The 19,788-nt window shown below is 65.1% G+C and carries 13 protein-coding genes and 1 pseudogene; 1 reads left to right on the top strand and 13 read right to left on the bottom strand.

What is annotated here, in order from left to right; translation table 11 throughout:
* Positions 1-94: 94 nt before the first annotated feature.
* Positions 95-1,609, bottom strand: coding sequence for a SulP family inorganic anion transporter (locus tag AC061S_RS01095; protein ID WP_478683874.1), 1,515 nt, complete (start codon positions 1,607-1,609; stop codon positions 95-97).
* 478 nt (positions 1,610-2,087) lie between these two features.
* Here AC061S_RS01095 and AC061S_RS01090 point away from each other — a divergent pair, with 478 nt between their 5' ends.
* Positions 2,088-2,519, top strand: coding sequence for a hypothetical protein (locus tag AC061S_RS01090; RefSeq protein WP_478683873.1), 432 nt, complete (start codon positions 2,088-2,090; stop codon positions 2,517-2,519).
* Between the two features lie 1,038 nt (positions 2,520-3,557).
* Here AC061S_RS01090 and brxL read toward each other — a convergent pair.
* The 12 genes and pseudogenes from brxL to AC061S_RS01030 all read right to left on the bottom strand — a co-directional run bounded on the left by brxL (position 3,558) and on the right by AC061S_RS01030 (position 19,620).
* Complete coding sequence (gene brxL, locus AC061S_RS01085; protein WP_478683872.1) at positions 3,558-5,684, bottom strand: BREX system Lon protease-like protein BrxL; 2,127 nt, start codon at positions 5,682-5,684, stop codon at positions 3,558-3,560.
* Between the two features lie 13 nt (positions 5,685-5,697).
* Positions 5,698-8,193, bottom strand: coding sequence for a BREX-1 system phosphatase PglZ type A (gene pglZ, locus AC061S_RS01080; RefSeq protein ID WP_478683871.1), 2,496 nt, complete (start codon positions 8,191-8,193; stop codon positions 5,698-5,700).
* Complete coding sequence (gene pglX / locus AC061S_RS01075; protein ID WP_478683870.1) at positions 8,186-11,713, bottom strand: BREX-1 system adenine-specific DNA-methyltransferase PglX; 3,528 nt, start codon at positions 11,711-11,713, stop codon at positions 8,186-8,188. Before pglX ends, pglZ begins: the two co-directional genes overlap by 8 nt.
* A complete protein-coding gene (gene brxC, locus AC061S_RS01070) occupies positions 11,713-15,204 on the bottom strand; it encodes a BREX system P-loop protein BrxC (RefSeq protein WP_478683869.1) in 3,492 nt (1,163 codons plus the stop codon). The genes pglX and brxC overlap by 1 nt, the downstream gene beginning before the upstream one ends.
* Before the next feature lie 4 nt (positions 15,205-15,208).
* The gene (locus AC061S_RS01065) at positions 15,209-15,808 is read right to left on the bottom strand and encodes a DUF1788 domain-containing protein (RefSeq protein ID WP_478683868.1); all 600 of its coding nucleotides are present in this window, start codon (positions 15,806-15,808) and stop codon (positions 15,209-15,211) included.
* Positions 15,805-16,434 carry a DUF1819 family protein gene (locus AC061S_RS01060; RefSeq protein ID WP_478683867.1) on the bottom strand — a complete coding sequence of 210 codons (630 nt, stop codon included), beginning with the start codon at positions 16,432-16,434 and terminating at the stop codon, positions 15,805-15,807. Before AC061S_RS01060 ends, AC061S_RS01065 begins: the two co-directional genes overlap by 4 nt.
* A gap of 87 nt (positions 16,435-16,521) precedes the next feature.
* Positions 16,522-16,722, bottom strand: a complete 201-nt coding sequence (locus AC061S_RS01055; RefSeq protein WP_478683866.1) for a helix-turn-helix domain-containing protein — start codon at positions 16,720-16,722, stop codon at positions 16,522-16,524.
* 568 nt (positions 16,723-17,290) lie between these two features.
* Positions 17,291-17,494 carry a creatininase family protein gene (locus tag AC061S_RS01050; RefSeq protein WP_478684082.1) on the bottom strand — a complete coding sequence of 68 codons (204 nt, stop codon included), beginning with the start codon at positions 17,492-17,494 and terminating at the stop codon, positions 17,291-17,293.
* Between the two features lie 28 nt (positions 17,495-17,522).
* Positions 17,523-17,882, bottom strand: a pseudogene (locus tag AC061S_RS01045) (XRE family transcriptional regulator); the annotation flags it as partial.
* A gap of 6 nt (positions 17,883-17,888) precedes the next feature.
* A complete protein-coding gene (locus AC061S_RS01040) occupies positions 17,889-18,371 on the bottom strand; it encodes an NUDIX domain-containing protein (protein ID WP_478683865.1) in 483 nt (160 codons plus the stop codon).
* A gap of 278 nt (positions 18,372-18,649) precedes the next feature.
* Positions 18,650-19,108 (bottom strand): ImmA/IrrE family metallo-endopeptidase, encoded by a 459-nt coding sequence (locus AC061S_RS01035; protein WP_478683864.1) that lies wholly within the window; start codon positions 19,106-19,108, stop codon positions 18,650-18,652.
* Between the two features lie 125 nt (positions 19,109-19,233).
* A complete protein-coding gene (locus AC061S_RS01030; RefSeq protein ID WP_478683863.1) occupies positions 19,234-19,620 on the bottom strand; it encodes a helix-turn-helix domain-containing protein in 387 nt (128 codons plus the stop codon).
* Positions 19,621-19,788: the final 168 nt, after the last annotated feature.

The following is a 19,788-nucleotide window of genomic DNA, read 5'->3' as shown; positions in this document are numbered from 1 at the left end:
CGGGACAGCGGCCCGATTCCTGACAGGAACAGAATGTGACGTGGGTCACACAGTGGCCTGTGGCCTGTGGCCTGTGGTCGCCCCGGGGCCCGGATCAGCTCCCGCCGGTGAGTTCTCCGCTGAGCTTTCCGTGCAGGTGGGCGCTGGGCCGGTTCAGTCCGGTGATCTCCACGGTCTTGCCGCGCTGGGCGTACCGGTGCTCGATCGCGTCGAGGGCGGCCACGGAGGAGGCGTCCCAGATGTGGGCGGCGGAGAGGTCGATGACCACCTTGCCGGGGTCGCCGGCGTAGTCGAACCGGTCGACCAGGTCGTTGGAGGAGGCGAAGAACAGCTCGCCGGTCACGCAGTAGACGACCTGCCCGCCGTCCGGATCGAGGACGGACGTGACGTCCGCCAGGTGCGCCACCCGCTTGGCGAAGACGACCATCGCGGTGACCGACCCGGCGACGACGCCGACGGCGAGGTTGTGGGTGGCGACCACGCACACGACGGTGATCACCATGACGGTGATCTCACCGGCCGGCATCCGCCTCAGCGTCTTCGGGGCGACGGAGTGCCAGTCGAAGGTCGCGAAGCAGACCATCACCATGACGGCGACGAGCGCCGCCATCGGAATCCGGGAGACCACCGGCCCGAAGGCGATGCACAGCACCATCAGGAAGGCGCCCGCGAGGAAGGTCGACAGCCGGGTCCGGGCGCCCGAGACCTTCACGTTGATCATCGTCTGGCCGATCATGGCGCAGCCGCCCATGCCGCCGAAGAACCCGGTGACGATGTTGGCGACGCCCTGGCCCACGGACTCCCGCGTCTTGCTCGACCGCGTGTCGGTGATCTCGTCGACCAGCTTCGCCGTCATCAGCGACTCCATCAGCCCGACCACCGCCATGGCCAGCGCGTACGGGGCGATGAGCGTCAGCGTGTCCAGGGTGAACGGCACGTCCGGCAGGCCGGGAACCGGCAGCGAGGACGGCAGCGCCCCCTTGTCCCCGACGGTCGGCACCGCGATCCCCGCGGCGACCGTGATGGCGGTGAGGATGACGATGGACACCAGCGGAGCCGGGACCGCCCTGGTGACCTTCGGGAAGAACACCATCAGCCCGAGCCCGCCGGCGAGCAGCGGGTAGACGGCCCACGGCACGTTCCGCATCTCGGGGACCTGGGCCATGAAGACGAGGATGGCGAGGGAGTTGACGAAGCCGACCATCACCGACCGCGGTACGAACCGGATCAGCTTCGCCACCCCGAGCGCCCCGAGCACGATCTGGAAGACCCCGGCGAGGATCACCGCGGCGATCAGATAACCCAGTCCGTGCTCACGATTGAGCGGCGCGATCACGAGCGCCACGGCCCCCGTCGCGGCGGAGATCATCGCGGGCCGCCCGCCGACGACCGAGATCACCGCGGCCATGGTGAACGAGGAGAACAGCCCGATCGCCGGATCCACCCCGGCGATGACCGAGAAGGAGATCGCCTCGGGAACCAGCGCCAGCGCGACCACCAGGCCGCCGAGCACCTCGGTCCGCAGCACCTTCGGCGACAGCCACGGCGGCCGCCCGGGCCGGCGAAGACCGGTCAGCCGCGCGGATATGGGGGCAGGAGGGGAAGACACGGGTACGGACCTCGGGTTCGGCGAGCACACCCGAAACCGACGGGGCGGGTGCGCGGAGAACGGTCTCCAGAGACGCAGGAAGGGCCTGACCCGCGATGCGGATCAGGCCCTTGACCTGGTCTTACGAAGTCGGGGTGGCGGGATTTGAACCCACGACCTCTTCGTCCCGAATGAGGTCCACCCAAGATCCCCACCAGCATGAACGACGTTTCCCCTGGTCAGCGCCTTGCCCTTGGATGGTCTGGGGCAGTCTCAAGGGGCCTCGGGGAGCAGACCGGCTCCCAGCTGGCTCCCAGCAACCGACGTCCACTGGCTCGCGATCACACGCTGTCCGCCCTTAACCGGCAGGGGCCCGAACACAGCGGTTGGCGACAGCCCCTCCTCCGTTCGGGCGAGGGGTCTCGACGTTTCCTGTGCAGTCCGATCTCAGAGCCCTTAGCGTCAGCCGCATCGCGTTGCTGGGCGAGAGGATCTGAGCATGACCGACCTCGCCGAGGCCGCGCGCCCACCCGCTGTGCCGCGCCGACTTCCGGGCCGGGCGAGGCGACGCACGGATGTCCTGCGCGAGTACGAGAAGCTCAACGCTGAGCGGCGTAGGCGGATCCATCCAGTGCTCTGGCCCTTCTTTGCACCGGACCCGGACCGGTACTACCGATGGCGCGTTCAGCTCGATTGCGCATGCATCACCGAGCTCTTGGCGGCGGGCGACCAGACCCCGCCGAGCGAGAGGCAATGGCGTGGACTGGGCGACGGCGAAGTCTTGCCGACGGGACAGCTGTATTGCTGGCACGACGGCTTTGGTCACGCTCCCTATCGCACAATCGTCGGATGGCGAGACCGTCGAGAGATCGCCTTCCCTGCGGACCCTGTGGAGGCCCCCGAGTGGGCCGAAGTCGAAGTTGGGCCGTGATCCGCCATGACGATTCGCACACGTCGGCGTTCTGGAGGGTCACGCTGGACTGCGGACACGTCGAAGAGGTCGTAGCACCAGCCCTCGACTGGAAGCCCGATGACGGGCCTCGCCTGGGTGACACCACCAGGGTGAGGGAGATGACCGAAGAACACGAGCGGCTGTGGGCGTCAGACCCTGCGCTTCAACCACCAGAACGCCAATGCGAGCACACGCGCCGCATACTGGCAGCCGGCTGGCCGAGGCCGCGCCCCGAGCAGCTGTGCCACACCTGCCCACACGCGCGAAGGATCGTTGGATACCAGGGTGTTGGCTGGCTCGTTCCGGGCGACTCGCAACCGCAGCCGGAATGTCAGGCGCAGCCATCCTGTGTTGCCTTGGAGCGCCAGCTCCGCAGAGCCGAGGCCGAGGCCTAGCAGCTACGAGTCCAGCTGGCTCAGCATGATGAACGAGAGGACGCCTGACGCCAAGGGGCCCGAGCCTTGCCCTGCGCTGTAGCGGCCCCGGTTCGATCCGACTTCGTAGTTCGAACCGACTTCGTAGTTCGAATCCGAGACCTACGCATCACGAGGCCCCACAAGATCATCCCGCTTACTGCCGCCGTGCCACCAAATCCTGTTTCCCCAGGTCAGAAAGGTACGGCCCGGCCCCCGCATGCCACCCAATCCCCCCTGTGCCGCCCCGTCCGCTCACGCACCGCTCACCCACTGGGAGCTCCATCGGCTCAACGCCCGTGGCCACCTTCGACTATCAAGCCGGAGGCGTCACCATGAGGGTCCCCATGGGCTGCATGGTCACCACCAGAACGCCGGCGTCGACTGCGGCTTCGTCCAATCAGCACATCAGCCGAGCGACCCTTATTGGTAACAGTGCAGGACACGGTGTGCACGGCGGCCAGGGCGCCCGCCATGCCTTGACCCGAGGGGCGCCGAACCGCTTGAGGCTGGGCCCCTCTCCCTACCTCCACGGTGCGGTGTGCGACCCGCTCGCAGGCTGGGCTCGCAGAGGTACAGCCCTGGCCAAGCAGCTACACCTCAATCACTTGCCCTCGCGGATGTAGGTCACGCCGAACGCCTTGACCTGGCGGTACTCCTGGAGCCTGGTAGCGAGGTCGAACGCGTCACCGGTGACGTACTGGAAGATGTCGAGGCCGCGGCCGAGCAGGATCTTCCAGCCGGTGTCGGTGACGATCGAGCGGTCGTGGATCGTGTTGCCGAACGAGACGTCCAGGTTGATGCCGCCGGCTGCCGCGCCCTGCTTGACCTTGAGCAGGAACTCGAGCTGCTTGCGCACCTTGTCCTCGTCCCCGGTGTTCTCCGAGGTGATGAGCTTGACGTTGACCTCGTCGGCGGCGTCCTTGGCCGCGGCGATCTCCTCGATGAGTTCCATGAGGTTGCGGGCCTGGTGGAACTGGCGGATGTAGGGGTCGATGATCGTGATCTGCCCGGCTCCGCGCAGGTACGGCGCAAGCAGTGTGCCGAACGAGACGCCGCGCTGGTTCTCCTGGAACTCACGGTGCCCCTCGAACAGCGGAGCCACCCTGACCTGCGCGGGCTCATCCGGCGCCCCATCGCGGCCGGCGCCCGCCGCCGGTCCGACCGCCCTGTGAGCAGGCTCGAAACCTCCTCGGCGCTCACGGTGGTAGTACGCCGGGTATTCGTCCTCCTCCAGGGTCGAGACCGGGTGCCAGGACCCGCTCTTGTCCCGGTACCCGAACTTGACGTCGGCCATCGTCGTGTCGATCCGCAGGATCTGGTCCTTGACGCGCTTGCGCCCCTCGATCGCGAACCGAAGGATCTCCTCGATCTCCTCGGGCGCCGCCTCCCCGTGCGGGTAGAGGATCTTCATCAGCCCGGAGAACGTCTTGTGGATACCGTCGCGGTCACGCGTCGAGATGTCCGACGAGAGCGAGAAGTGCTTCTGGTAGCGGTCCGAGTAGTCCTGGGAACGCATCGACTTGAGCACTTCGGCGATGTAGTCGACGACGAACCCGTAGCCTTCCGAGAACATCTCCCCGCGGATGGTGTCGACCTCCCACCCCGGAATGCAGTGGTGAAGTCGGTCGAGGTAGGCGGAGTCGTGGTAGCTCTCGGGTAGCTCGTCGAACAGGTCTGAGTGCTTGAGCATGTACGGCACGGTGTGGGAGGTGTTGCCGACGAACACCATCGACGCCTCGGCACCGAGCGTTTCCACTCCCCGCGAGAACGACTTGTTCGCCATGTAGTTCTTCATGATGTCGACAAGCGCTCTGTCGGTACGCTTCTTCTTGCCGGCGAACTCATCGAACGCGACCACATCCCAGTAGCCGACCAGGCCGATGCGCCCGTTGGCGTTGTTCACGAACAGCTTCGGCACGGTGACCTCGCCACCGGAGATGAGCATGCCGTGGGGCGAGAACTCCGAGAAGATGTGCGACTTTCCCGTGCCCTTGGGGCCGAGCTCGATGAGGTTGTAGTTGCGCTCCACGAACGGGATGAGCCGTACGAGCTGGATGAGCTTGGCCCTCCTCCCGAACATCTCGGGATTGAACCCGACCGACTGCACGAGCAGGTCGATCCATTCGTCGGTGGTGAACTCCCGCCGAGCCGCCAGGTAGCCCTCGATGTCGAAGTTCGACAGCTGGATGGGCTTGATCGACCCGAGCATCCACGGCACGACCCGCGGGTCGTCAGCGTGGAAGTACTCGATGTCGCAGATGCACCAGACTCCGCCGACGAGGAGCTTCGGGTGCGTTTTGATCGTGGCGGGCTCGACGAGCACGCCCTTGATGCCGAGGTTGGCGAACTCCGCCTGGTAGACGTCGTCCTTCTCGTTGAGCGTGGCCGTGACCTTGTCGATGACGCGGTGCCGACCGCGCTCGCGGATCGTGGACTTCACCAGCTCGGACTGGTTCCGGTGCACGTAGTGGTCAGCCAGGATCTTGCGCACCGTGTCGATGCCCGCCTGGATGGTGGCCTCGTCATCGGATGCCGCGTACTGCCCAAGCAGGTATTCCAGCACGTAGGAGGGCACGATGGCGTTGCCTTTGACGGCCTTCACCAAGTCCTTGCGCACGACCGCTCCCGGGAAGTACCGGTTGATCTTGCGGTCCAGCTCGCTCTGCGTCGGCGCGGCATCGACTGGCGCGTCCGGGCCGGCAGATGCCCCCTGGCTGACCTCACTCACGGCTGCACCCTCCTTAGAAGTCGAAGTCCGAGGCGAATGAGCGCTTCAGCGTGTACATCGCCTTCGCGTAGACGCGCCACTGATTGGTGTTGGGGATCAGTTCCTCCAGGCGGAATTCGACCGACCGGTTGTTGTAGTCGTTCGCGTCCCGGCTGAGCAGCATGCCCGCACTCTGGTAGCGGTCCCGCTTGTCGGTCGACTCGTGGTCGAACACCAGCGATGCCTGGTTCGAGATGAGGGCCTCGCCGACGTAGAGGCCCGCCCGCACCGTACGCGGCTGGACCTTCTCGCTCACCGGCTCAGTCTGGAAGAGCTTAACCACCAACTGGCCGGTCGTGATCTTGTCCGACTCGGGCAAGATCTCCACGTTGACCAAGCGGGTGTCGCTCCTGCGCTTCCTGTTGATCGTCAGTACGGGTACGACGATCTCCTGGAGGGTCGCGCCGCCGTGGACGAACCTCGCGCCCGAGCCCTTGAGCCGCAGCCTGTGGATCGACTTCGGCACCTGCACTTCGTAGGTGCTGTCGAGCCCGAGCTGCGCAGAGGTGAACGTCTTGAACGCCGGGTCGGCTTTCAGCCCTGTGCCCATCACGTACCGGCGCGCCTGCACGGCGATGTCATCGCCCTGCGGGGCGACCGACAGGTAGCCGGCGGCGTCGAGTGCGGAGTCCTGGAAGAGGAAACCGTGATCGGCGGTCACGAGGATGTTGGTCGCGTCGGCACTTGCGAGGCGCTTGACTAGCTCGACAAGCTCCTCCAGCGTCTTCTCTGCGGCCTCGAAGACCTGCCGCTCGGTGCCCTGCTTGTCACCGGTCGCGTCGATGCGGTTGTGGTAGACGTACAGCACCTGGTGCTGCCGGTAGAGCTCGCGAATCTCAGCGCGGGTCATGCCGAGCAGGTCTTCAGCGGGGATCGCCGTGCCCTGCACGCTGGCGAGGATCTTGCTGCGGTTGCCAGTCCCTGCCGACGGCTGGCCATCCACATCGACGAGATCGCCCTTGCCGGAATGTCCGATCGTGGTGTGCGGCAAGAGCGCGGCCATCCCGAGCTGGGTGTAGCTCGGCAACACACCCAGAACGGCATCAAGGGTCGCGTCGAAACGGTCCTCCTGCCGGATACGCGAACCCAGCTCGTCGGCGACCTCGTAGCGCAGGGCGTCAGAAATGATGACGACGGCCTTGCGTCGGCCGTCCCGCGTGATGGGCCTGACGTGGTCGGCGAAGAACGAGGTCTGCGGCCGGAGCACGGCGGAATGCCACCGGTCGACGCCATCGACATGCTGCTGCCACGCCGCGCCGAGGGTGTACAGGAACTTGTTCGCGTAGAACGACTCGACCTGCGCCCGCAGCCCTTCCAGCGGGCCGGCGTGCTCGGCGGTGCGGGCCGCATAGGTGAACTGCCGGTAGAACTGGTCGATACGGAACCAGTCGCGCCGGTACCGCTCCAAGCCCTCATCGAACGACTGCATCGACAGGCTGAGCCCGCTGAGTGCGGTCAGCAGGTCAGAAGCGCTACCGATCGCGGCGTACAGCCTGTGATACCTGTCGATCCAAAAGCTGCTCTGGCGCCCGCGAACGACTTCAGTGACTTCGCGGGCCGTGACTGAGCGGTCGGCTACGGCGCGCGCGAGATCACTGATGATCTTCTGGTCGACCTCCTCGAACAGATCGTTGCCCAGCAGGTCTCCGAAGCTCGCGTCCTGGATGGTGCTCGAGTAGTCCAGGTCTACGGCTGCCTGCTTCGCAAGCGTGGCCATCGCCTTTTCGCTCCGCCGGTCATTGCGCAAACTGGCGAAGTCGATCTGGATGTTCCGCAGCCCTCCGGGTCGTTCCGACGTGAACCCCTCGAGGGCCATCCGGAACACCCACAGCACGAAGTCGTCGAGGCTCGGGCTCGGCGACGTGTACCCGTAGATCGACCCCACTCCCTGCCAGTAGAACTGGTCGAGGCCGTACTCGACGAGCGCGCCGTATTTCGCGTTGGTACCGCTGGCCTTCTCGATGAGCAAGGTGCGGGTGATTTCCAGCAGGCTGTGCTCTCGCTGGCCGAGCAGTACCACCGACATCTTGGCTTGCAGCAACCGGATGTCATCGTCGTCGTTGAGCAGCGCCTTGAGGCTCTGCACTCGCTGGGGCGCCTGGAAGAAGGTCTCGTGCGACTGCACGATCTCACCAATGCCGTCGGAAGTGAGCCCCAGGTCCTGCTGCACCAGCGAGGTGCGGTCCGCGGTGAACACCCCGTAAGCCAGCTCCAGGTCGAGCAGCCAGTTGCCGATTCCCGCCGGCACGGCGCCCGAGCGGTAGACGAGGAACTTCGCCTCGGGCTCCAGGTGCAGCAGTCTGCTCTTGACCGCGTACTCGTCGTTGGCGACACGCACGATCTCGACGCCGTCCAAGTCGACTGAGTCGAGGTCAGCGGCGTACGCGCCCTCGGGGTCGTGCCAGAACACCACCCGGTGCGTCTCGAAGCGACGCTCCAAGTGGGAGCGGACGGCAGATGTCTCAGTCATCGCTTGCCTCAAGTCCGGGGATCTTCTTCAAGGCGGCACCGAACTTCGGGTAGTTGGTCTTCACCCCGTCATCGAGGTCGATCTGCACCTGCTGGGTCGCCAGCGGGTACAGCACGTCGTGCTCGTACTCGTCAAGTTCGAGCGATGCTTTGCGCAGGCGGTCGACCTCCTTCTGCGCGGCAGCCTTCTCCCGGGGCGTGCCCATCCCTACGGCGAGGCGCTCGTGGTGCTGGCGGCTGGCCTCCAGCTTCGCCTTGAACTCGCGAAGGTATTCGTTCAGCACGGTCGAGGCCGTGGACGGCGAGTAACGGTGCATGTAGATCAGGGCGTTGAACGATCCCTTGGGACTGGAGAACAACCAGTAGACCGGACGCTTCTTGTACCGCTGAACGTGGTCTTTGTAGAACGACTTTACGAAGTAGTCGCGCAAGTCCTTGACGCCGAGCGACTCGGTGACGAAGCGCAGGTTCTCCTCGAAGTGCTGCTCGCCGAACGCCGCCCGAAGGAACTGGCGGACCCTCGCGACGATGTCGTCCTCGAACCAATCGCCGTCGACGATCGGGATCACGTTGTCCTTGCTGGGAAGGAACGACGGGTTCGGCACCTTCGCCAGGTAGTCCTCGAGCGTGTCGCCGTGATTCGCGAGGATGAGCCCCGGCTCGTCGATGCTGTAGCGCCCGAAGACGCAACCGACCGCATACGACAGGAGATCGACGACCGCATCCAGGACGCGAAGCTCTTCGTAGTTCGAACGGCCCGGCCCGTACCTGAACAGCGGATTGACCCGAAGCGTCACCTCGCTCTCCTCGACCCGGGGATCGAGTTCGCCTTCCAGCCCGAACGCGCGAATGAAGGTTTCGTTGTTGCGCTCTTCGAGCGCCCGCTGCGCATCGACCAGCTCCAGCTCGACCGCCCTGTGGCGTGCGAACACCGACGCCAACGCGGATTCCCCATGGTCCGACCCGGCCACCAAGGGATTCACGCGATAGTTCCAGGAAATCTCCTGCGCGTCCCAGTCCCAACGCGAAGCCTCAACGAGTCCGGAGACAACACTGTCGACGTCCGGTTGATCGACTTCCTGCGGAAGCGGAAGCCGTGCGATATCGCCGGATTGGAAGTTGAGGGTCGGTGCAATGGCCTCAAGGGCGGCCTGGGAAACCCTGGAGTTCAAGAACCCCAGGAAGAGCCTCCGCTGCCGCTCCGAATCCGCAAAAAGGGACATTCCGGCGCCGTCGAACACGAATCCTTCGGGGAAGTGCCGGAACGACGGCGACGAGCCGGCGATCTTCGACCACGACACCGACGGATGGAAGTAGAACTGCCGGGACGGGAGGTGATTCCCCTGCCTGCTCAAGATGTCGTAGCTGTGGGAATCGAAGGCGACGACCGACTGCTGGTTCCCGTACCACTTTCGGTACGAACCTCCCTTGTTGTACGGGAACCACTTCCTCCCGGAGCCATGAGCGACTTCGGTGCTCGGCGCGTCGAGGAAACTGCGTCCGGAGTCGACCTCCCACCAGTTCCGGACAAAGCGCGCGTTCTCTCCGGTGTTCATGCCGCAGCGCGGCTCCGAGACACTGCCTAGCAGTGCGTTGCCGGTCATCGCGTGGAGCAGGACAGGACTCATCCAGTACGCGATCACCGCGCCGGGCAACGCGGCAAGGTCCGAGTTCCTGACTCGGTACAGGATGCCCCGATCCTCCCCCGCCGCGACCCGACGTAGTTCGCTCTCCTTCTCGGATTCCTTCGTACCCTTGACAAGCCGGACGTAAGTCCCGTGGAAGGGATCGCGCTGCGAGTCGACCGTGATGACGAACGCCGTGGTGGACACGACCTCCCCGCCGATGCTGTCGAACGCGTTGGTCCCCAGATGGGCCATCGAGGAAATCTGGTGGCCGTTGGCCATCTGCTTCCTGAGCTTCGCGAACGACGACAGGAACATCCACGACTGCATCGTGATCATTGCCACTCGTCCGCTCGAGACGGACAAGGCAAGGTTGCGCTCGATGAAAGCCGCGAAGAGGTCGGACTTCGAGCGGGGGAACTCGGCCTTGACGAACTCGCTCAGGCGGGAATCCATGTTCCCGGCACCCATGTACGGCGGGTTCGCGACGACGACGTGGTAGTGGGGGGAGAGGTACTCCGCCTGCCGAATGACCTTGCGCGCGCGCTCCCGAAGCTCATCGCCGAAGATGTCGCCGCCGTCCGCCCCCTGCGCGTCGAGGTGTTCCCTGAGCGGCTCGATCAGTTCCTCGCGCGGGCGGATGAGCGATCCGACGGTGTCAGCGTGCCGGAACTGGTTCCAGAACACCTCCTCAGCCGCACGGTCTCCGCCGCGGGTGACACAGGTGTCCCTCAGCTCGTCCGGGGTGAACGAGATCGGTTCGAGCACACAGATGTTCGGCTCGACCTGTTTGTTGAAGAAGGTGCGCTTGTAGGCGCGCGCCTTCATCGTGAGGGCGAACGCGGCCAAAGCTCCCGCGCGAGGGTCGATCTCGGTGCCGTAGAGATTGTTGGCGAGGATCAGCCCGGGGATGTCGGACGGCGCGTAGCCCTCTTCCTCATATATGGCATAGAGCAGGTCGAACGCGTAGGTGAGCATGTGGCCGGAGCCGCAGGCGGGGTCGATGATCTTCAGCTCTTCGGGGCTGGAGACCTGGCGGTAGTCGGTTTCCTCGTCGACCGGGGCGATGTAGTAGCCCATCTGATCGGCGAGCCGCGAGGTGGGCCGGTTGAGCAGCCAGAGGCGTCCGAGGGAGTTCTCGACGAGGTAGCGGACGATCCAGTGCGGGGTGAAGAGCTGGGTGGCGGCGGGGATCTCGGCAGCGCCGGCCTTCTTGTTCTTCTTGAACCCGGCGAAGACCTCGTCCTTACGCTCGGAGATGTAGAACTGGTACAGCCAGCCGATGACCTCGACGTCTTGGCAGACGTCCTCGGTGAGCACGGTGACAACGCGGGCCAGCACGGAGTCGTCTGCGAGCAGGTTCGCGGGGATGAGCAGCTCGGTGTAGTCGCCCTCGCGCTCGAACATGAACGGCATGGAGCGGTTCCAGTGACGGCAGTACTCCGCAAGCAGCAGCGAGTACGCCTCGCCCTGCGGGTCGTCGCTGCGGCGCATGCCGTTGAGCAAGGTCGTCACGGTCTCGACGGTGCGCTTGTTGGTGACGACCGTGCTGTCGATGTTCCCGCGCTTGGCTTCGGCGAGGATCTCCGGCTGGCCTCCCGCGCGGCCTCGTTCGGATGAGACGACGCCGATGCCGGTGTAGCCGTTGGCGTCCATGAACCGCAGCGCGATGATGCGGTTGAACCAGGTGTAGGCAACCTTGTCCGCTATGGCAGCGCGGCCCGTGTCACCGCCGCCAGTCGCACTGACGGCCTTCTCCAGTGCCGCGACGGCGCTGCGCTGTTCGACACGCTCGGGCGATGCGGGGGCGAGCACGACCGCGATCCGAGCCGCCACCTCACGGATGAGTGCGGTGCGCGCCCAGGCTGCGAAGGACTTGAGCGGAGCGGTTTCCATCAGAGTGCGATTCGCTTTCCGTCGTTGAGCGTGGACAGCAGGGCACTACGGAGCGCTTCGAGGTACCGGTCGACGTCCTCGGTGGTCTCCAGCACGCCGTGAGCGCCCGGCACCGTGATGGTCTTGACCGAGACGGTCTGCTTGACCGGCGCGGGCGCGAGATCGTCGGTGGCGTCAGTGGGGCGGCGGGCGGAAGAGACGAGCTGATCGAGCAGCGCAGGGTAGGTCTTCTCTCCGAAGCTGTTCCCCTGCTCGCGGATGAGCGCGATCTGCCTTTCGGTGCTGACCCGGTCGATGATCTGGTCGATCGTGCGAACGACCCTCTGCTGTGCGTCCTCGGTGGCGTTCTCGTAGTAGGTGCTGCCGAGCACCTCGGTCCTGCGTCCCTCAATGGCCTCGATCACCGTGGCACGGTTGGTCGCGAGCGCTTCGTCGACCTGCTTGCCGAGCGCCTCTGCGGCTTGCCTGAGCTGGATCATGCGGTTGCCCCGGAACGCGTCAGGGTCTTCGAGGAGCCGCTTCACCTCGGCGTCGCTGCCGGCGGGCAGGTAGCCGAGGTTGTTCGTGCTCGCCGTGAGCAGGGTGACGGCCGCGTCGTAGATGGCGCGCTGGCCTCCGTTGAGGAACGACTGGATCTGGTCGATCACGGAGTCCTTGGCCTCGAGCAGCTCGTCGCCCAGGCCGAACTCGGTCAGATACCACTCGTCGGGCTTGCCGACGACCGTTTCGAGCAGGGCGATCGGGGCGGCCAACTGCTCCACGAACGGGTACTTCGACCCGTTCACTCGCGCCTTCAGCTCGTCGAGCTTGCCGCGGAGCTTGTCGCTGCCGTGCCGGGCCAGCTCCATCGCGTCCTTCGGCGCGGTCGCCTCGTCGAAGAAGTCGATGCAGAACTTGCGGAGCGTCGCGACCTTGCGCTCGTCGAAGACCTTCTGGAGAGCCACCACCGCGTGCGAGTGCTTCTGCGTGTTGCGCAGCACCACCGCGACCTCGGTGCGCTTCAGGGCGTTGCCATCGACGATGAGCGTGAGCTTCGAGGTGCCGACGAGCCACGCGATGACGACCTCGATCGAGGCGAGGTCCCAACCGTAGGGCTTTGCTTGGAACGCACCCACGATCGTCTTGACGGTCGCCTGCTCGCCGAGCCGGTCGCGTTGCATGACGAACGACAACACCTCGTCGCCCGGGGCGGCGAGCGTTGACAGCGACTGATCATCGAACATGGCCGACGGGTCGGGGTTGGCGAACGCGGCGACCTGCTGCTCGCTGTAGGTCGCCCCGCCGAGCTGGCTGAGCTGGGTGTAGGTCCGGCTGACGAGGTCTTGGAACCCGTCGGTCACACGGGTAACGGCGTCCTGCGATGCGGAGGTCACGTCGGCGGCGTTGATCACGAGTTCTGCCTTGCCGACTGCCCGCCGGATGCGCACGACGAGTTCCTTCTCGCGCTCGACGTTCTGCGCCGCCTTGGAGCGCAGGATCTGCTCCTCGATCGCCGTGAGCGAGGTCGTCTGCTTGCGCTTGGTGTACTTCTCGGTCTTGATGAGCAGCCGCAGGTCGGACAGGGCGCGCTCGTCGGGTTCCAGGATGACGCGCAGCTCGTCTTTGCCGGCGCTGTGCATCCGGGTCTCTTCGGGGCTGAACGGGTACTCGGGGGTGATGAAGTGCACCGTCAGCTCGCGCTGCTGCCCGTGCACCTGGTCGTCGAGTTTGTAGCCGAACGCGAAGTCCTGGCCGTTCTTGGCGTACCTCAGCTTGCCGGTACGGATGACATCACCCGAGAGGATCTTGGACAGGCGACCGCTGACCTCGGAGGGGTCGATATCGACGTTCTTGATCTCTTCCTCGATGACCTGTTCTTCGTTGGTCAGGTACTCGTAGACGTTGCCGTTGCGCTGCACGTACGTCTGCGTCTCCAGCAGAGTCAAGGCCTCCTGTACCTGCTTGGACAACGCGGGCAGGTCAAGCCCGAACCGGTCGTAGACCAGCACGGTCAGGTTGCGCGGGGTCGCGTGGAAGCCCTCGACGTACTTGACCAGGAACAGCGCCTTGAGCAGGCGCACGGCAAGCTCGTTGTCGAGGTTGCGCTCGGCGACGTCGATCGAGCGCTGCGCTGCGGATTTCAGCGAGGCGCGGATGCCCGCGAACATGTGGTCGAACGTCGCGAGTCTGCCGACCTCGACATCGCCGACGTCCTTGACGACCTGCTGCACGACGCCGAGCATGGAGCGCTCACCGACCGAGCTGTTGCGGCCCTCGAACACGTTGTGGTCCGAGATGCCCTCTATCGCCGCCTGGAACAGCGGGAACTGGTAGCTGACGAACGGGTACGTGCCGGAAAAATGCGCCTCGTCAGTGTAGTTGCGGTAGGTCTTCGCACCGTCAACGAAGTCGAACAGCGTCTTGAAATTCGCGTGCTGCTCGGCATAGATCTTCGCCAGGGCGGACTCGCCCGCCTCGTTCTTCTCCAGAAGACGCTTGCGGATGACCTCCTCGACGTCGGCACTGGTGAGTTTCAGCCGAGTCCTGAACCGCGCCTGAATCTTGGAGAAGTCATTGCCCTGCTGCTTGGTGCGGTCGCCGACGACCTTGTCCATGTCCTCCTGAGAGGTGACGAACACCCACGCGCGCCCCTGGCACTTGGTGTTCAGAGACTCGGCGATCGTCTGGAGGTTCAGCATCAGGTGCGTGTTCGACCCGATGAACTGGCCGGCCTCGTCCACGAAGAAGTTCAGCCGGAAGCCTTCGTCCTGCTTGTCGAGCCATGCCTTGACCTCTTTGGCGAAGTCCTCGATCGACACCGAGTACTCGTTGCGGTACTTCGTCAGGATGTTGGTCGGCGTCCCCTCGGCCGGGCCGCTGACTTCGGCGTACGCCTTGGCCACATTGACCTCTTCGAGCACGCCCTCCTCGCGGCCATGCATCCAGTCGCGTCCCGCGATCCGTGCGTACGCAGCCTTGAACGCCCCGTACTGGCCGCGGTTGTCCAGGTCCCGCTCGAATCGAGCCACGTGCCCCTGGTTGCCGTAGTAGCCGCGGCTTTCATCGAAAACCTTGACGAACACCTTCAACAGCGCGTCGGCCTGGTCCTTCGTGATGAGCGTGGCCTTCTGATCGATGTTGAACAGCAGGCTCTTGGCGGTGATGCGGTCGGCCTTGGTCAGCAAGGCAGGGAGGAACGCGTCCTGTGCCTTTGACCGGAAGCTCTCCGAGAGACGCTCGCGCGGGAACTCCTGCCCGTCTACGTCGCCGAGCAGGTGGGCGAGCATCTTGAGCAAGTGGGACTTACCGGAGCCGAAGAAGCCCGAGATCCATACGCCGTTCGCATTGGTGTAGTTCGTGTACGCCTCGAGCAAGAGTTCGAGGCCCTTGGCGGCCTCGTTGGTCACGACGTACTCGTCCACCTCGGTACCCAGGTGCGCGGTGTCGTCGGCCTTGATGACGCCCTCGATCGGACGCTGGACGTCCTTGGCGAAGATCCCGTTCAACTGCATCGAGTCAAGCCCCCTGTTCCAAAATGTTCTTGGCTCGGTAGTACTGGTCGTCTTTGAGTCGCCCGAACAGCACGAGCGAGGACCCCAACGTGTCGGACTGCTCGTAGCGGCCGGGGAAGAACATGAGCATCGGCTTGCCCGCCACGACGCTTTGCAAGTTGTTGAGCACGTTGTGCGAGCGGATGTACGGGAAGACTTCACCGATGCCGGTGAGGAAGAAGATGTCGAAGTCGCCCTCGGCGAGCTTGGCGCGGACCGCAGGCGCGATGTGGAGCTGCGGGTCGAGCATCCCCTGAAGCAGCTCGCGGAAGTCGTCCTTCTCCTGCTCGGGCTCGATGGCGAGCAGGCGGTCCCAGACTCCGCGCGCTTTGAGCATCTCCACCGACAGGTCGTAGAGATTGATCTCGCGAATCACGATCCCCTTGTGGGCCAGTCGGTTCTTGACGCGCTTCTTGACCCCCGCGACCAAGAGGGCGTCCTCGGGGTCGTAGGGGTAGATGAAGAACGGCACCTCGTTGCTCAGGCCCTCCATCTCGAGGAACCGCTTGCCGCTGAGCACCTGCACCAGATGCTCTTCCTGCTGGGACAGCCCGGTCGGCGTCACCGTTCCACCCTCCCTGTATCGCGATCGCTGGTGGGGAAAAACCGCAGTTCGCTCGGGGTTCGCGCGTACAAGGCAGTGGCGACCCGCTGCGACAGCACGGTTTGGACCAGGTGTCCGCCGTCGGAGAGCAGGCCGGCCTCCTTGAGCATGCGGAACACGTTCGAGCGCAGCTTGCGCAGCGTCGAGTCCTTGACTTCAGTCAGCTCGGTATGCCAGAGAGCCTTGCCACGAACGAAGCTGTCGAAGTCCTCGTACGTGAGCGTCGACGTCAGCAGGAGGAACCGCTCGCGCACCACCTCCTCGGCGAAGTCACCGATCAGGTCATAGCGACGGCAGGCAGCCGCCCACAGCAGGTGTCCGCGCTCGGTTGCCGTCGCGTCGACGAGCAGCTCGATCTCGCCGTCGGTGAGCACGGCGACCCGCTGGGTGGCTTCGCGGGCGAGGCGTCGCGCAGACGCGACCGTGCGTGCTTGCAACAGGTTGTCCTGCTCGATCACCTCGCGCACCTTCGACCAGTCGTGCTCGCGCAGGTACAGCGGCGCGGTGATGACGGCTTCGCGCATGAGGAGGGCGCCGCTGGTGAACGAGAGCGCATAGCGCGACGCAGGAGCGGTCTCTTCCGCCACGGGCACCTCCTTTCGGGAATCAGGCAAGTCGATCAGGATACGACGCCCCACCGACAGCACCCTCGTGTCCGTGGGCGAACCGTCAGGTCAGCCCGGTCCTGTGTGGTCGCTCGATGCGGCGGCACCGCCGCTGCGCACCCACTCATCGATCTCACTGGTCTGGAACTTCCAGAGACGGCCGAGCTTGTGGGCCGGCATGCCCTTCTCGGCGATCCACCCATACACAGTGTCCTTCGTGATGCCTAGGTGAGCGGCGATGTCGTCGGCGGACAGCCACGGTTCAGCCACTGTGGAACCTCCAGTCGGCAGCCAGCGTGAGCACATCGGGCACACATACCCTACCGGTGCCTGCACCAGCCCATACCCGATTTAGTCGGGTGTAGCAGGGTGTAGCCGGACCACGCCAGACTGCTTGGCACCTCTCCTGGTCCAGTGTCGGGCAAGGCAGGGTATAGAAGCTTTACTCCCGTTTGGGCCGAGACCGACGGACTGCCCCTTCCCGACACCGGTCTCCGAGATGCCACAGAGATGAGACGTGTGGCCTCAAGCGGCCCCCGCCAAGGACGCTGAGATGCGCCGCGAAGCTGCTTGCCAGACGATCGAGGACGGCCTTGCCCTTCTCTGCCGTGGCATACGAGGGGTAGTCGATCACCCCGGACTCCGTGTACGCGCCCATCCCACTGAACCAGGAGGAAAGGAGTGGGGTCCGCTGTCGTGCTCTGCGGCGGCGAAGCGGTCTCAAACAAGCTCCGGGGCGGAGTGGAGCAGGACGGATGTCTCGATCTCTCCGCCGTGCATGTCGGCATGGCGATCGGAGACCAGGCTGGCGTGCTCACGAGTTCGGTCTCAGTCGGCGCTAAGTGGGAAGACGGAGACAGTAGGGCCGTCGACGTTTGAACGGGATGTAGTTGCCGCCGCGGCCGTTGGTGATCACCAGTTTCGTGACGCCGGAGCGCGCAAGAGGAGCGCGGATGTCGTCGACCACCGCGCACAGGGTCTTCGCGCTGATGCTGATCGTGCCGGGGAACGCGGCCTGCTCGTGGCTGCACGACATCGTGATCGGCGGGAGCAGGTCCCGGGTAGGCGTACCCGTGTACGGCGGTCCCCTCCTGTTCGGGATGCCAGGGCCGCGCGGCGGCCCAGACGGCTTCGAGGCTTTGAGCGCGGTTGTCGAACCCCCTTGTGTCGGCGGCCCTCTTGAGGTGGAGCAGGGGGGTTGCGCTGGCTGACTGGCCCCACACACGTGGGTTGACCAGCAGGTTGTCGTCATAGCGGAACAAGGATGTGTAGAGCGTGGTGTCGTGCAGCCGCACCCCACAGCCGGCGTCGGGCAGCAAGGGCCGGTAGTAGGTGAGGGAGGCGCGGATCTTGGCGGCGAGGGTGTCGTCAAGACCTTCCTCCTGGCCCCGAATGGCAAATGCTTGGCCGACGGGGTCGCCGAAGCACAGATGTGGTTAGGTCTCTGTTTCCGGCGACTGCCCGTGTTCCAGGTAGGCAGTCAGGCCGTTCGTTCGGGCCTGGATGCCAGCGGCGATTCGGCGCGCGAGGCGAGGGATGGTGAGCTGTGGCACCTGTTCGGCGAGGTGGAAGTCATAGCCACGGAGCTCGTCCGCTTGCAGTGCGATCTGTTGGCGGTGGTCTGCGTCGAGGCGGCCACCGTTGAAGAGGTAGAGGACCTTGTCTCCCTCTCCCGGGTTCGGCGCCCAGTCGACGACGAGGAGGCGGCCGATGTGGGGCTTGATGCCCAGTTCCTCCTGGACTTCGCGAACACAGGCCTGTCGGGGCGACTCGCCCTGTTCGACGTATCCACCGGGAATGTCTCGATAGTCCTTGTACGACGGCTCGACGAGGAGGACTCGATCACCTTCGTCGAAGAAGAGAGCGCCGGCCGCCATGCGAGGGTTGGCCATCTTCGCTTCATGCTCGTTCTCGCTCACGGACTGGACCCTAGCCGCTTGCCACGATGCGGAGCCTGCGGGCCAGGTCGGCCACGGGGTGGGATGGCCGCCCCTGGTACCGCGTATCCATACGAACTCGTGAGGGGTTGCCCACAACACACTTTCCAAATGTTCGTACGGGGGTACGGAGGGGGCCGTAGGCGTCCTGACCTGCGGCGGAGCGTTCGGGGCGGCCCCGTCCGGACGGGGCCGGACGGACGCGAATGAGACCAGAACTGAGACTGAGGCGGCCCGTTCGCACTGCAGAGCAAGGTCACCTACCGGCGTTTGGCTCTGGACCGTGCCGCGATCGTCCTGGCGCCTGAGGCGTTCATGCGCATTCGCGCGAACTCGATACTGACATCGAAGCGCTGAGCGACTTCGGCATCGGCAAGGTTGTCGAACGCGGCCTTGATCGCGGCGGACTTGGGGATCAGGAGCTCCGCGGAGAAGTCGTGTGCTTCCTGCTCCTTCACCTTCATCGCCGGGTCCAGGCTTCGGCACCCGCCATCGCTGACGAGAACGCCACTGAACTCGTGCTCAAGAAGGAGGTGTCCCATCTCGTGCGCGATGTTCGATCGGAGCCGCTGCGGTGTATGGGAGGAGTTCACGAGGATGAAGCAGCCTGTCCCTGCCGGGACAAGGGCAGCGGACCACTTTCCTGCGCCGGCGGAGCTGAAGTACTCCAGCGCCGCCGGTGAGCAACCGTGAGCGGCGAGGTCGCTCAGGCCGTACACGCGGACACCCCACTCCTCGGTCAGGCGCGTGAGGTCTAGAGGGTCGTGGAGGTCGACTCCGATCCGTCGACGCTCATCGAGCGCCAGTTCTTGGAGGGCCTTCTTGGTCCACCGAGATCCCATGCTCACCCCACAGGGGAGTCGCGGTCGGAGGCGAACCGACGCATTGCGGCTCCGATCACCTCTTCCAGGTACCGCACGTCTTCTTCCCCCAGGTCGCTGCGGGCGCGCAGGAGCGGGGCGAGTTGCACCAGCAGCTCCGGCTCGGCGGTGGGCTTGCCCTCGGTGTCGGCACTCGGGTCGATCATGAAGTTCTCGGCCGGCAGGCAGAGCCACTGCACGAGGGCGGCGAAGGCGTCCACGTCCGGTCGGTGGCCATTGGCTAGCCGGGTCATGGTCGAAGGGCTGACGCCCACCTCTCCTGCCAACTGTCGCCACGAGAGTCCTCTCGTGGTCCGCGCGGCATCGAGGGCCGCGTACAGAGCGGCCACGTTCACGCGGTTCCTGGCCATCGCCCTCCTCCTCTTGGTCTGGGGGTGTTGCCTCCTTTCTATCAGTGTTCGACATCTCAAACACCCCCGTGCTAGCGTGATCACGAGTGTTCGACATCTCAAACGATGCGAGATTCTCGAAACGCAGGCGTGCCCGCCTCTGACTAGGCGGCACCGAAACACCAGAAA

Source organism: Streptomyces sp. CA189 (genome assembly GCF_056428985.1).
This window is presented reverse-complemented; position numbering and strand designations above follow the sequence as displayed.